The sequence below is a fragment of the Mammaliicoccus fleurettii genome (genome assembly GCF_002018435.1).
Lineage (GTDB): Bacteria > Bacillota > Bacilli > Staphylococcales > Staphylococcaceae > Mammaliicoccus > Mammaliicoccus fleurettii.
Window position 1 is genome coordinate 13803 of sequence record NZ_MWJM01000001.1, and the last position, 14643, is coordinate 28445.

At 31.6% G+C, this 14643-nt stretch carries 12 protein-coding genes; 11 read left to right on the forward strand and 1 reads right to left on the reverse strand.

Annotated features, from left to right (window positions below):
* Positions 1 to 88 precede the first annotated feature (88 nt).
* Complete coding sequence (gene coaBC, locus B2G86_RS00070) at positions 89 to 1291, forward strand: bifunctional phosphopantothenoylcysteine decarboxylase/phosphopantothenate--cysteine ligase CoaBC (RefSeq protein ID WP_078356094.1); 1203 nt, start codon at positions 89 to 91, stop codon at positions 1289 to 1291.
* A complete protein-coding gene (gene priA / locus B2G86_RS00075) occupies positions 1288 to 3696 on the forward strand; it encodes a primosomal protein N' (RefSeq protein WP_078356095.1) in 2409 nt (802 codons plus the stop codon). Before coaBC ends, priA begins: the two co-directional genes overlap by 4 nt.
* A 246-nt stretch (positions 3697 to 3942) precedes the next feature.
* On the opposite strand, the gene B2G86_RS00080 is transcribed toward priA, so the two are convergent.
* On the reverse strand, positions 3943 to 4830 hold the full coding sequence (locus tag B2G86_RS00080; RefSeq protein WP_078356096.1) for a nuclease-related domain-containing protein: 888 nt from the start codon (positions 4828 to 4830) through the stop codon (positions 3943 to 3945).
* Positions 4831 to 5108: 278 nt separating this feature from the next.
* Here B2G86_RS00080 and B2G86_RS13600 point away from each other — a divergent pair, with 278 nt between their 5' ends.
* The 9 genes from B2G86_RS13600 to B2G86_RS00125 all read left to right on the forward strand — a co-directional run bounded on the left by B2G86_RS13600 (position 5109) and on the right by B2G86_RS00125 (position 14616).
* Positions 5109 to 5225 (forward strand): LPXTG cell wall anchor domain-containing protein, encoded by a 117-nt coding sequence (locus B2G86_RS13600; RefSeq protein ID WP_078356097.1) that lies wholly within the window; start codon positions 5109 to 5111, stop codon positions 5223 to 5225.
* A 99-nt stretch (positions 5226 to 5324) separates the two neighbouring features.
* Complete coding sequence (gene def / locus B2G86_RS00090) at positions 5325 to 5813, forward strand: peptide deformylase (RefSeq protein ID WP_078356098.1); 489 nt, start codon at positions 5325 to 5327, stop codon at positions 5811 to 5813.
* Positions 5806 to 6738, forward strand: coding sequence for a methionyl-tRNA formyltransferase (fmt, locus tag B2G86_RS00095; RefSeq protein WP_078356099.1), 933 nt, complete (start codon positions 5806 to 5808; stop codon positions 6736 to 6738). Before def ends, fmt begins: the two co-directional genes overlap by 8 nt.
* On the forward strand, positions 6735 to 8045 hold the full coding sequence (gene rsmB, locus B2G86_RS00100; RefSeq protein WP_078356100.1) for a 16S rRNA (cytosine(967)-C(5))-methyltransferase RsmB: 1311 nt from the start codon (positions 6735 to 6737) through the stop codon (positions 8043 to 8045). Before fmt ends, rsmB begins: the two co-directional genes overlap by 4 nt.
* A gap of 1 nt (position 8046) precedes the next feature.
* Positions 8047 to 9138: a dual-specificity RNA methyltransferase RlmN gene (rlmN, locus tag B2G86_RS00105; RefSeq protein ID WP_078356101.1), complete on the forward strand. Its 1092-nt coding sequence runs from the start codon at positions 8047 to 8049 to the stop codon at positions 9136 to 9138.
* A 3-nt stretch (positions 9139 to 9141) separates the two neighbouring features.
* The gene (locus tag B2G86_RS00110; protein ID WP_078356102.1) at positions 9142 to 9888 is read left to right on the forward strand and encodes a Stp1/IreP family PP2C-type Ser/Thr phosphatase; all 747 of its coding nucleotides are present in this window, start codon (positions 9142 to 9144) and stop codon (positions 9886 to 9888) included.
* Positions 9885 to 11894, forward strand: coding sequence for a Stk1 family PASTA domain-containing Ser/Thr kinase (pknB, locus tag B2G86_RS00115; RefSeq protein ID WP_078356103.1), 2010 nt, complete (start codon positions 9885 to 9887; stop codon positions 11892 to 11894). The genes B2G86_RS00110 and pknB overlap by 4 nt, the downstream gene beginning before the upstream one ends.
* Before the next feature lie 159 nt (positions 11895 to 12053).
* On the forward strand, positions 12054 to 13250 hold the full coding sequence (locus B2G86_RS00120; RefSeq protein WP_078356104.1) for a hypothetical protein: 1197 nt from the start codon (positions 12054 to 12056) through the stop codon (positions 13248 to 13250).
* Positions 13251 to 13326: 76 nt separating this feature from the next.
* The gene (locus tag B2G86_RS00125) at positions 13327 to 14616 is read left to right on the forward strand and encodes a cytochrome P450 (protein ID WP_078356105.1); all 1290 of its coding nucleotides are present in this window, start codon (positions 13327 to 13329) and stop codon (positions 14614 to 14616) included.
* Positions 14617 to 14643 lie beyond the last annotated feature (27 nt).

Below are 14643 nucleotides of genomic sequence, written 5' to 3' on the forward strand. Positions count from 1 at the left end.
TAAGTAGTTTATATTCATGACAGTCTATTTTAAAGAATGTATAATAAATATAAAGATTTAGAATCGAATTTATCGGAGGATTACACAAATGAAGAATATACTTCTAGCTGTAACTGGTGGAATAGCTGCCTATAAAGCAATAGATTTAACGAGCAAATTAACTCAAAGTGGTTATACTGTACGTGTCATGTTAACAGAGAATGCACAACAGTTTGTTACACCATTAGCTTTTCAAGCAATTAGTCGTAACCATGTTTATACGGACACTTTTGATGAAAAAGATGTAAGTGAAATACAACATATCACGTTAGCAGATTGGGCAGATGCGGTTATTGTTGCACCTGCAACAGCAAATACGATTAGCAAGTTAGCAAATGGATTAGCTGATAATATTGTGACATCTACATTGCTTGCAACAACTGCTCCAGTATTTATTGCGCCAGCTATGAATGTACATATGCTAGAGCATCCATCAATAGTTAAGAATATGTCACAACTTAGAAATTATGGATATAAATTTATTGCACCAGGAGAAGGCTATTTAGCATGTGGTTATGTTGCAAAAGGTAGAATGGAAGAACCTATAACGATACTAACTATTATAGATGATTATTTTAAAGAACAATCAAATCCACAAACCTTTGCTCTCCAAGGCAAAAATGTACTCGTAACTGCTGGACCAACAGTAGAAAAAGTCGATGCAGTAAGATATTTTACAAATCGATCAAGTGGTAAGATGGGATATGCTTTAGCAGAAGCTGCTAGAAATTTAGGGGCAAATGTCATATTAGTAAGTGGTGAAACGAGTTTATCACAACCAAGTGGAGTAGAATTTATTCAAATATCTAGCGCTGAAGAAATGTTTCAGGCAGTTAAAGAACGAATGGATGATATGGATATGATTATTAAAGCAGCAGCTGTAGCTGATTATACTCCAGTTAAAACAGTAAATAATAAAATGAAAAAACAAGATGGTAATTTAGAGCTTACTTTTAAAAGAACGACAGATATTTTGAAATATTTAGGGGAACATAAGGATAAACAATATTTGGTTGGCTTTGCAGCTGAAACAGATAATGTGGAAACTTATGCTATGGGCAAACTGAAAAAGAAAAATGCTGATGTTATTGTTGCAAATCATGTAGCAAACCAAGAAATTGGATTTAGATCATCAGACAATGAAGTCGAAATGTTTTTTGCAAATGGAGATAGAGTACCTTTAGCTAAAGAATCAAAACAGAAAATAGCTTTTAAAATATTAAATGAAATCACTAGTAGGTGGGAAGATTGATCGCAAATGTTGTAGTGGATATTCCAGCTAAAAACGTCGACAAAATTTTTGATTATATTATACCTCAAGATATAGAGGATATTGTTAAAGTCGGTGTTAGAGTTGAAGTGCCTTTTGGTTCAAGGAAAATTCAAGGCTTTGTTATTGGTATTAGTGAAAAATTATCAAGTGATATAGACGAGTCTAAATTAAAGTCTTTAATTAGAGTTAAAGACTTTAAACCAGAATTAACTTCTGAATTAATCAAACTAAGTGAGTGGATGTCTAATTTTCATTTAGTTAAACGAATTTCAGCATTAGAAATCATGTTGCCTAGTGCTATTAAAGCTAAATATCAAAAAGTATATATCATAAAAGATCCGGATGATATTCCTGCACAATATTTAAATCATTTTAATAAAGAAGGTATGTTAACTTTTGATCAAGCTCAAACACTACAAATCGTAGCAGAATTAGAAAGCTATGCAAAAACAGAAGCCTTAACTAAAGATACGATTGTAGGGCAACAATTAACGAGAAAGTACGCAACGTGTGTAAGAATTATACCGACAGATAGACTGGATGAAATTATCGAATCTTTACGTACGAGAGAAAAACAATTAGATATCCTTAATTATTTAATAGAACATAGACATGAAGATGTATTGTTAAAAACATTAAAAGAAGAAGGGTTTTCTAATTCTAGTATTAATACTTTAGTTAAAAATCAAGTTCTAGAAAAATACGAAGCCATTGTAAATAGAGACCCTTATGAGCATAGAATTTTTGAAAAAGAACACAATAAAGCTTTAACAGAAGCGCAACAAGAAGCTTTTACTCAAATTGATGAAGCGGTTAAAGCAAATGAATCTAAGACATTTTTATTACATGGTGTAACAGGCTCAGGTAAAACAGAAGTTTATTTACAAACAATTGAGAATGTCTTAAAAAAAGGTGAGCAAGCTATCATGCTCGTACCTGAAATTGCATTAACACCGCAGATGGTCAATCGTTTTAAAGCACGATTTGGTGATGAAGTTGCAGTACTGCATTCAGGACTATCAAAAGGTGAAAAGTATGATGAATGGCAAAAAATCAGAGATGGTAAAGCGAGTGTTTCAGTAGGAGCAAGATCTAGTGTGTTTGCACCTTTTGAAAAGCTAGGCCTCATTATTATTGATGAAGAACACGAATCAACTTACAAACAAGAAGACTATCCGAGGTACCATGCAAGAGAAATTGCTATATGGAGAAGTGAATATCACCATTGTCCAGTAGTATTAGGATCAGCAACACCAAGTTTAGAAACATTTGCTCGAGCAGAAAAAAATGTATATCAATATTTAGGATTACCTGATCGAGTTAATCAACAGAAGATGCCAGAAATTGAATTAATCGATATGAGAGAAGAATTACAAGAAGGAAATAGATCTATGTTCTCTCATCATTTAACAGAAGCCATTCAAGAAAGAATAGATAAAGGTGAACAAATTGTACTTTTCTTAAATAGAAGAGGACATTCATCTTTCGTGTTATGTAGAGATTGTGGACACGTACCACAATGTCCCAACTGTGATATTTCGCTTACATATCATAAAACACATGATGACTTAAAATGTCACTACTGTGGTTATAGTGAACCTATGCCACAAAAATGCCCAAGTTGTGAAAGCGAACATATTAGACAAATGGGTGTCGGAACTCAAAAAGTAGAAGAAATTATATATGAAACATTTGATCGCGCTAAAGTGATTAGAATGGACGTAGATACAACGTCTAAAAAAGGTGCACATGAAAGATTGTTAACAGCTTTTGGTAATCAAGAAGCAAATATTTTATTAGGCACTCAAATGATTGCTAAAGGATTAGATTTTGAAAATATTACATTAGTAGGCGTATTAAACGCTGATACTATGCTCAATTTACCAGACTTTAGATCAAGTGAGAAGACATTCCAATTACTCACACAAGTAGCAGGTAGAGCAGGTAGGCATAAGAAACAAGGAGAAGTAATGATTCAAACATATAATCCTGATCATTACGCTATATTAGATGTAACAAAGAATGACTACTTGTCATTTTATCAAAAAGAAATGAAATTTAGACAAGTCGGTAAATATCCACCTTATTACTATCTAGTGAATTTAACAATCAGTCATGTGGATAAGAGGAAAGTGTTGCAAGCATCCAAACATATCCATGGCATACTTGTACAACATGTAACAACACAGTCCTTCATATTAGGACCATCACCAAGTCCGTTGTCACGAATAAATAACCAACATAGATTCCAAATACTCATAAAGTTCAAGAATGAACCAGACTTGTTAACAGCTTTGAAATATCTAGATGATTATTACCATGAACAATATATGAAAGACAAACTCTCATTAGAAATAGATATTAATCCGCAAATGATGATGTAAGTAGAAAACCCGTGAAAATTCGAGGATTTTCACGGGTTTTCTTAATTTTAAGGATAAAAAAGTATTTAGTACGTGTTTTATAAAAGCAATATGAGTAGAAATTGGTGATAAGAGTGGCGTTAGAAGCAAATTGAGAAGAAACTGCTGATAAGAGTGGTGTTAAAAGCAATTTGAGAAGAAACTGCTGATAAGAGTGGCATTAAAAGCAAATTGAGAAGAAACTGCTGATAAAGATATATCTATTTACTATCTAAAAAGAATTTTCTGTTTCTCCGTGTTAATGTTAAAAAAGTATTTTTTACAAACGCGTTCAATAGTATACTTTTTCACTGGATAACACCATGCTATAGCTTCTTCAAAAGTAAAACTGTCTCTCTTTATAATATAAAGCTCTTTTAAATTAAAGAATACTATATCTTCACATTTAATTTCCGACTTACAATATGAGCAACAATAAAGTGTTTTGTTATCTAATATTTTTATAGTATGCATTTTTCTACAGTTGGGGCATTTTATACCGGCATACTTTAAATCATATTTTGTCGTAATGTCTTTTTGATAATAAGTGGAGTGTTTCGATTCATTTTCTAGAAGTAAATTCAATATTTGATGGTTATCATTTGGAAGTTGTGGTGATAGTATTTTTGAGATTTTATCTAATTCATGTGGAAGTATTATATTTTGATTTTTTGGCCATGTTCCTAAAGGGATTAAATGAGGATTAGTAAATACGATGTAAGATTCAATATCTAAAAATATTCCACATCTATGAAGTGATTTTTGAAGCTCATGCTTTATATTACGGACTTGGATTATAGGAGATTTGGTTATAATTCCATAATTATTTTTCAAAGTATCATGTTCAAAGTACCATTCGTCTTTATAATGTTTAACTTCAAAAACAACAAACTTATTACTAGTAGCAACTAGAAAATCTATTTGAACATGATTAGTAGAACCAAATTCGAATGAGTGAATATAATAAATATTATTGAGAGAATTTAACATAGCAGTAAAATATTTCTCACCCTCCTCTCCATTATGATAAGTAATTAAAAAATTCCTTTCCTCCTTACTTAATAAAGTTCTTCCTTCCAGTGCAGTTACGTATTTAATATAATCGTTAGCTTTCATATGACTATCCTTTCTATATTGTTATAAAAAAAGTAGATTTACTTATAATTAGATTGTATAATATTATATAATTAACATCTACAATGAAATTCCATTTTTAATAAATAATAGGTATACATAGAAATCACCTTGAGACATAAAAATATGTTTAGGGATTAAAATCCAAATTCAAAGGTGTGAAGTGTTCGTATGTATAAGCAATTAATACTATCTTCTATTTTATGTTTCTAAACGTAGAACGAATGACTTGTTCGTCGGTCATCATTCAAGACCATTAGATGGTTTTACCTAATACAGGTGAAAGTGAAAATGGTATAATCCAATTTGCATTATTCTCACTTGTGATTTTATCTTTAGTTTGTGTGACAACTTTTTTAAAGAGAACTCAAAATTAAACAAATGTAATTAGCGATGGAGGATAAATATTCTCTGTCGCTTTTTATGTTGATTTACGTTATAATTATACGATGAGTTTTTAAAAAGGAGCGATAGAGATGGCTGTAAAACCACTTGTTACGGTACCAAATCCAATATTAAATAGAGAAGTTAAAGATGTTGTTACTTTCGATGAATCTTTAAAAGAATTGATTTCTAACTTAGAGGACACAATGTATGAAAATGATGGGGTAGGTATTGCTGCTCCTCAAATTGGTGTTGATCTTAAAGTTGCGATTGTTGATATGGAGCAAGAGGGTATTTTGCAGCTTATCAATCCAACAATTGTTTCTCAATCTGAAGAAACTGAAGCAGATGTAGAAGGTTGCTTGAGTGTTCCGGGTGTTTTTGGGGAAGTTAATAGAAGTAAAATGATTGTTGTTAATAGTAATGACTTGAATGGAAATAGTGTTGAATTAACGGCATACGATGATGTTGCTAGAATTATTTTACATGAGGTCGATCATTTATATGGTGAGTTGTTTACTGATAAAATGACGAGAGAAGTTAGTGAAGAAGAACTAGAGGAGATGTATAAGGATGAGTAAAATCGTATTCATGGGTACGCCAGATTTTTCTACAGGTATTTTAGAAATGCTTATTGAAGATAATGAAGTCATTGCTGTTGTTACTCAGCCAGATCGTCCTGTAGGTCGTAAGAAAGTACTAACGCCACCTCCAGTAAAAGAAGTAGCAATCAAACATAATATTCCTGTTTATCAACCTGAAAAATTAAATCATTCTTCTGAATTAGAAGAAATTATAAATTTAAAGCCTGATTTAATTGTGACTGCTGCTTTCGGGCAATTGTTACCAAAATCATTACTTGATGCACCGAAATATAAAGCAGTTAATGTACATGCTTCTCTATTGCCTAAATATAGAGGTGGAGCACCAATACATTATGCAGTGATGAATGGTGAAAAGAAAACGGGTGTCACAATTATGTATATGGCTGAAAAGCTAGATGCAGGTAATATCATTAGTCAAGATGAGATAATCATTAAAGAGAACGATACAGTAGGGGATGTTCATGATCAACTAGCAGTACTTGGTACAGAGTTATTGAAACGAACTTTACCTACTATTTTTAATGGAACGAACGAAAGTACACCTCAAGATGAATCTTTAGTAAGCTTTGCTTCTAATATTTCAAGAGAAGATGAAAGAATTGATTGGTCACAAGATGCTCAATCAATTCACAATCATATAAGAGGACTATCTCCATGGCCAGTTGCTTACACGACGATGAACGATAAGAATTTAAAACTTTGGAGAAGTGAAATTGTTGAAAATGTTAAAGGTGAACCTGGTGAAATTGCAGAAACGACAAAAGACTCTATAATTGTTGCAACTGGATCTGACAATGGTGTGGCTTTAACAGAAATACAATTAGCGGGTAAAAAACGCGTTAAAACACGTGATTACTTGAGCGGATTACAATCAAAAATTGATGGGACTAAACTAATATGATGAAAAACAATGTAAGATATGTTGCATTAACGATTCTAGACGATGTATTAACTGGAGAAGCATACAGTAATCTACAACTTAATGAAGCAATAAAAAATGAAGCAATTTCTAAAAAAGATGTAGGACTACTAACTGAACTAGTATACGGCACACTACAAAGAAAGCTTACTTTAGAATACTTAATAGAGCCATTTATTCAAACCAAGTTAAAAGGTTGGATGAAACGTTTATTAACAATGAGCGCATATCAGTTTGTGTATTTGGATAAAGTACCTGACCATGCAATAATTAACGAGGCAGTTAATATTGCAAAAGTACGAGGTGATTTGCATAATAGTAAAGCTATTAATGCAATTCTTAGAAACTTTATGTCATCTCCGCTAAGAACTTTAGATGAAATTAAACATGATGATAAACGATTATCTATTGAAGGAAGCGTACCACTTTGGTTAACTAAACATTGGATTACACATTTTGGTTATGAGAAGACAAGAGAAATGTGTTTATTAAGTTTAACGCCTCCAAACACTACTGTCAGAGTCAATACGACAAGAATATCGGTTGAAGATGCAGTTGAAAGATTACAAAGTAATGGTTATACTGTCGAAATAGATAAAGATATCGAAAGATGTTTACACATTAAAGGTGAACCAATCGTCAATGATCGATTATTTAAAGATGGGTTGTTATCTGTTCAAGATAAGAGTTCAATGTTCGTAGCAGAAATTTTAAATCCAAAAGAAAACAGTACTGTATTAGATACATGTAGTGCACCTGGCGGAAAGACTTGTCATATTGCAGAAATGATGAACCAAACTGGCCAAGTTGATGCATATGATATTCATCCCCATAAAATAGATTTAATTGATTTTAATGTCAAAAAATTAAGATTAGAAAATGTTACAACAGATGTTCATGATGCAACTAAACCATTTGATAAGACATATGATTATGTACTAGTTGATGCTCCTTGTAGTGGATTCGGTGTTATGAGAAGAAAGCCAGAAATTAAATATGATAAAACTGCTAAAGATGTAGAATCATTATGGCATTTACAATTAGAAATATTGGAAAATGCAAGTAAATCTCTAGCACCTGGTGGAGAGCTTGTTTACTCAACTTGTACGATTGAACAAATGGAAAATGAAAATGTTGTTTATTCATTTTTAAAAGCAAATCCAGAGTTTGAGTTTGCTCTATTTAATGATCCAAGAACCAATCAAGAAACAAAAACATTACAGTTATTACCGCAAGATTATAATTCAGACGGATTCTTTATTACTAAAATTAAGAGAAAGGAAAGATAATATGCCAGCGATACAGAAAAAGCGCAATAAATTTATGCCAAACTTCGAAAGACCTTCAATATACTCTTTACAGTTAGGAGAATTAGAAGATTGGTTGATTGATCAATCAGAACCGAAGTTTAGAGCTAAACAAATCTTTGATTGGTTATACGTTAAAAGAGTAGATGCTTTTAGTGAAATGACTAATTTATCAATAGAATTAAGAGAAAAATTAGTTCAATCATTTGAAATTACAACGTTAGAAGTAGCTGTTAAACAAGAAAGTAAAGACGGTACAATTAAATTCCTATTTGAATTACAAGATGGATATACTATTGAAACAGTTTTAATGAGACATGAATACGGAAACTCAGTATGTGTAACAACACAAGTAGGCTGTAGAATAGGTTGTACATTCTGTGCATCTTCTATAGGTGGGTTAAAACGTAATCTTGAAGCAGGAGAAATTGTGGCTCAAGTATTAACAGTTCAAAAAGCTTTAGATGAATCAGATGAACGTGTAAGCCAAGTTGTAATTATGGGAATTGGTGAACCATTTGAAAATTATGATGAAATGATGGGCTTCTTAAAAATTATTAATCATGATAAAGGCTTGAATATCGGTGCACGTCATATTACAGTATCTACATCAGGTATCATTCCTAAAATTTATGATTTCGCAGATGAATCTCTTCAAATTAATTTTGCGGTAAGTTTACACGCTGCAGATAATGAAACACGTTCAAGATTAATGCCAATAAACAGAGCTTATGATTTAGATAAATTAATGGAAGCTATAGAATATTATGTTAGTAAAACAAACAGAAGAATCACTTTTGAATATGGCTTATTTGGTGGCGTAAATGACCAAGTACATCATGCAAAAGCTTTAGCAAAATTAATCAAAAATTTAAATTGTCATGTTAACTTAATTCCAGTAAATCATGTACCTGAACGTGATTATGTTAAGACTTCAAAAGAAGATATCTTTAAATTTGAAAAAGAATTAAAAAGAAATGGCATAAATGCTACAATTAGACGTAATCAAGGTGCAGATATCGATGCTGCATGTGGTCAACTAAGAGCAAAAGAGCGAAAAGAAGAAACGAGGTAAGAAATCATGGAAGCACGTTTTTTTACAGATGTCGGTCAATTTCGAGAACAAAATGAAGATGCAGGTGGTATCTACACGAACCAAACTGGGCAAGTCCTATTAGTGATTTGTGATGGAATGGGTGGACATGCTGCAGGTGAAGTTGCAAGTCAATTTGTGAATGATTCACTAAAGGATAGATTCGAAGAAGAAAATTATATTGAATATGATCATGCTGAAGATTGGTTGAAATCCAATCTTGCAGATATTAATAGACAATTATATAACGAGTCTATGAACAACGAAGAATTTAGAGGCATGGGTACAACTTGTGTTTGTATAATTGTATATGAAAAAGATATCGTTGTTGCTAATATAGGTGATTCACGTGCTTACCTGATTAACAGTCGTGAAATGATGCAATTAACAAATGATCATACATTTGTTAATCATCTTGTTACGATTGGAGAAATATCTAAAGAAGAGGCTTTTACACATCCTCAAAGAAATATAATAACGAAAGTAATGGGTACAGATAAACGAGTTAAGCCAGATGTTTTTTACTATAACACTAAATATTATGACTATCTTTTATTAAATTCTGATGGTTTAACTGATTATTTACGTGAAGATGATGTACAACAAATTATTATGACTCATAAAGGTTCAACGGAAGATATAGGTGAAACACTTATAGAAGAAACCGTTGAAGCTGAAGGTAAAGATAATATTTCTTTAGTATTATACCCATTTGAAGGTGGGAAAATATGATAGGTCGCATAATCGCCGGTCGCTATGAATTTGTGAAATATCTAGGTGGCGGTGGCATGAGTAATGTTTATTTAGCAAAAGATAACATCTTAAACCGTGATGTAGCGGTTAAAGTCATCAATATACCGCCATATGAAAAAGAAAAAGCAGTTGAACGTTTTGAAAGAGAAGTTCAGAACACAACTATTTTGAGTCATAATAATATTGTGAATGTGTTGGACGTTGAAGAAGATGATAATTGTTATTACTTAGTTATGGAATATATAGATGGTCCTACATTAAAGGAGTATTTATGTAAAGAAGGTAAGTTATCTGCAGAAGAAGCGGTAGAAATGACGCTTCAAATATTAAAAGGCATTGCACATGCACATCATCATCGAATTATTCATAGAGATATAAAACCACAAAATATTTTAATGACTAAAAAGGGTACTTTAAAAATATTAGATTTCGGTATAGCTAGAGCTTTAAGTGAAACTGCATTGACTGAAACGAATCATGTAATGGGATCAGTTCAATATTTATCTCCTGAACAAGCTAAAGGTCAATCTACTGATGAATCATCTGATATATATTCAATTGGTATCGTATTATTTGAATTGTTAACAGGACATCCGCCATTTAATGGAGAAACACCTGTAAGTGTTGCAATTAAACATATTCAAGAAGAACTGCCTTTTGTTCGAAATGAACGACCATCAGTACCTCAAAGTTTAGAAAACGTTATAATGAAAGCAACACAAAAAGAAAAAGCTTTAAGGTATCGTGATACTAATGAAATGTATAATGATTTATTAACGGCTTTAGATGAAGAGCGTAAAGATGAAACACCAAGATACGAATCGAGTTCTGAAACAAAGACAATACCTGTCGTAAAAACTGATGACAATGGAGACCAAACCAAGACAGTTCCAGTTGCAGATACAGGTCACAGTACTTCAAACAGTGTAAATCAAGAAAATGAAAAACCTAAACATAAAAGAAACAAATGGTTAATTGTCTTTGTACCAATTCTTTTATTATGTATGCTAGTTGGAGCAATAGGATTTGCTTTAACGGCACCTAAATATGAAGACGTACCAAACTTACTAGGCAAATCTAGAGGTGAGGCAACTGCTTTATTAAATGAAAAAGGATTGCGTAAAGGAAAAATCACTGAAGACTATAGTAATAACTTCAAAGAAGGCGAAGTTATGAAAGTTACACCTAAAGTAGGTACGAAAGTAAAAGAAATGTCTAAAGTTGATTTAGTTATTTCAAAAGGTGTTAAGACATTTACAATAGAGGATTACGTCGGTAAATCAGCTGATAATACTAAAAAGCAATTAGAGAAGCAAGGCTTTGAATCTGTTCGAATAAAAGAAGAATATGACAAAGCTGAAAATGGTACAATTATTAACCAAAATGTTGAACCAGGTAGTAAAGTAGTGCCTAAAGACACGATGATTATATTAACAAAATCAATAGGTGTACAACAAGAATATGTTAAAGACTATACTGGTGAAGAGGTTGCGACAGCAACTTCTGAACTAGAATCATTAGGATTTAAAGTTGAAACTAATGAGGTTGACAGTGAAGAATCAAAAGATACTGTAGTTAAGCAGTCATTTAAAAATGGTCAACTACCTGTTGAATCCACGATATATCTTGATGTGTCAAAAGGCAAAGACTCTAACAAAGACAAATCTGATGATAAGCAAGGCGACAAATCTGATGATAAGCAAGGCGACAAATCTGATGATAAAGACAGTCTTAGAGACAAGACTTATACTCAATCTGTTTATATACCTTTTACAGGATCAGATAAGAATAAAGGTCAAAAAGTAGAAATTTTTGTAAAAGATAAAACTAATGATATAAAAGAAGTATCTGATTCATTTACTATTAAGAAAGATACAACGAAAAGTATTGATTTCACGATTCCTAAAGGTGAATCAGCTGAATATCGTGTAGAAGTAGACGGTAAAGAAATAGAAAGCAATACAATCGATTACGATGATTTTTAATTAATAATATAGCTATTTTCATAACTTGCCAATGTCTTGATATCATCCTTTTTAGACATGTTAGTTGTGGAAGTAGCTTTTTTTATAATTTTTTATATTTTTAATTGATTTAATAAGCGGTTATTAGTAAAATTTAGAAAATGAATCCGAGGTGAAAATATGCTTCCATATGTATCTTTGTATGAATATATGCACAAACAGGTTGAACATGCTATTCAAAATATTGATGAGAAGTATAATATCTATGACGAATATAAAAATATCGTTACTTCACCACAATTAACGGACCAAGTATTTATAGAAGTAATGAATAATTATTTCTTTGATATTGGTCTATTTAATACGAAAATAAAATCTTTAAAAGAACCTGAAAAACAAGTTGGCATTAAAGTTAGAGCAACTAAAGATTCGCTTGTAGTAACAGAAGTTATAAATGATATTCGCTTTGTATTAGGCGATGAAATTGTAACATTATCTGGAGATCCTATAGAATTTTGTAGGAAGCGATATAAACGTTTGTTAGGCGATGAACCTTATCATCGTGAAGAATGGGAACATATTTTGACGTTTCAAAGTGAAGTGGATGTAAAGAGAAGCAATCAGTATTATCATTTTGAATTGAAAAAGTATCAATTAAATGATGAGGCTTCGATCAATGTGTATATTAAAGAAAATACACCTATTGCAGAGTTTGTTGGTAATATTACGTTTGAACAAACTGTGGAAGCTTTATATCAATTATCCAAAATTAAACAGTCATCAAAGGATATAATATTTGATTTTAGGAAAGCAACTTTTGATAAATTAAGTATTGCAGAATTTCTTATTCCATATTTTTATGAAATTGGCAATCAAGAAACAATATTAACTAGTGACACACATATAGTGATTGACCGTGAACGACATAAATCGTTATATAAACAAAAAATAGAACGAATTTTTAAACAATGCGAAGAAATGAATGAACAAGCATTTTATCAAAATTTAATGGATCAACCTTCAGGTAACTGGGAATATTTTGATGACAATAAAATCGACTTTATTGGTTTAAGTCGTTTTGAAAAAATAACGATTTTAATTGATAAAGATACTGAAAATGCAGCTGAATGGTTAGTTTATAAAGTATCAAATTCGGGAATTGTTAATCTTGTAGGACGACCAACTAAAGGTAATTTGAAATTTTTTAATTTAGTAGATGAAGTTATAGACCAAAGATTTGTATTAACGTTTCCTGTCGAGAATGTGAACAATGAAATAAAAGATGAAGTTATATACCCGGAAATATTAATCGAATGGTCAAAAAGACACGCAATTGTAGATAAAGATATAAAATTTTCAATTGATAATAGTAGTTGATTGATTATTTTCCAAGAAAATGAAATAATATGTAAGTATATGAAATTTACAATAATTTTTAGGGGGCAATGATTTTATGGGTAAGCAAATACCAAAAGATCGAGGGCTTGATAGTACATTTAAAGTTTTAAAAGAAGGATATAATTATGTGCCTAGTAGACTTGAAAAATTTGATTCTAATATTTTCGAATTAAGAGCTTTAGGCGGAAGAAGAACAGTAGTAATTAGCGGTAAAGAAGCTGCAGAGCTTTTTTATAACAATGAGTTAATTGAAAGACAAGGAACATTACCTAAACGTGTTGTAAATACTTTATTCGGTAAAGGTGCTATACATACTACTGGTGGTAAAAAACATATAGACCGTAAAGCTCTATTTATGTCTTTAATGACTGAAGAGAACTTAGACTACTTAAGAGAACTTACACGTAGTACTTGGTTTATGAATACTGAACGTATGGAAAGAATGGATGAAGTAAATGTTTATAAAGAATCTATAGTCTTATTAACTAAAGTAGGATTTAGATGGGCTGGTATCATTGCTTCTCCAGAAGAAATTGAAAGCTGCGCGAAAGATATGGATACAATGATAGATTCATTTAAAAATATCGGTACAGCATTTAAAGGTTATAAAGAAGCTAAACAAGCTAGAGCTAGAGTTGAAACTTTCCTTGAAAATCAAATTATTGCGGTACGTGAAGGCAAATTAACGCCTCCACAAGGTACAGCTTTACATGAATTTAGTCATTGGGAAGATTTCGAAGGTAACTTAATGGATTCTAGATTATGTGCTATTGATTTAATGAACGTAGTACGTCCTCTAGTAGCGATTAACCGTTTCGTTAGCTTTGGTGTTAAAGCGTTACATGACTATCCAGGAGAAGCTGAAAAAGTCTTCAATAACGAAGATGACTATGCTTATAAATTTGTGCAAGAAGTAAGAAGATTCTATCCTTTCGTGCCATTCTTACCTGGTAAAGCGGCAGTTGATATTGAATTTGATGGATATACTATTGAAAAAGATACTTTCTTAATAATGGATATTTACGGAACATTGCATAAAGAAGGTTTATGGGAAAATCCTGAAAGATTCTATCCTAACCGTTTCAGTGATTGGGATGGTAGTCCGTTTGATTTAATTCCACAAGGTGGCGGAGATTATAATACAAATCACCGTTGTGCTGGTGAATGGATGACAATCATCATTATGGAAGAATCAATGAAATACTTCGCAAGAAATATTTCATATGATATGAAACAAGACCAAGATTTATCTGTGAAATTAAACAAATTACCTGGTCGAGTTGTAAGTGGAACAATTATTGAAAATGTAAATGCGTTAGTTAACCGTAACGTAGAATCTGTTTAATAACTTTACGCTATTTCAAATAGTTAA